This is a genomic window from Massilia mucilaginosa, from assembly GCF_011682145.1.
Lineage (GTDB): Bacteria > Pseudomonadota > Gammaproteobacteria > Burkholderiales > Burkholderiaceae_D > Telluria_A > Telluria_A mucilaginosa.
Map to the genome: position 1 here is coordinate 1 of NZ_WHJH01000350.1, position 289 is coordinate 289.

General features: G+C 66.4%; 1 pseudogene. It reads right to left on the bottom strand.

The features are described 5' to 3' along the window. A pseudogene (locus tag F2P45_RS35135) lies at window positions 1–289 on the bottom strand (YybH family protein); the annotation flags it as partial.

The following is a 289-nucleotide window of genomic DNA, read 5'->3' on the forward strand; positions in this document are numbered from 1 at the left end:
TTGCCCTTGAAAGTCCCTTTGCTCTCGGGCTCGTCGAGGATGATGGCGATCTCGCCGTCGATCCGCTCCTTGTGCCGCAATACCCTGCGCGTGGTGGCCCTGGCGAACGCAATGTCGTCCGCCAGGTGATGGTCCGCATATTCGCTGCGTGAACGCTCCACGTGGCCGGCCTCGTAAATGATGGCCTCGGGGCTGAGCAACTTCATCGCGCGTGCCTCGTCGCCCGCGTGCAGGGCGGCGTGAAAGGCCGCCAGCGTTTCGCCAGGCGTCGCCGCCCGGGCATGGAGCG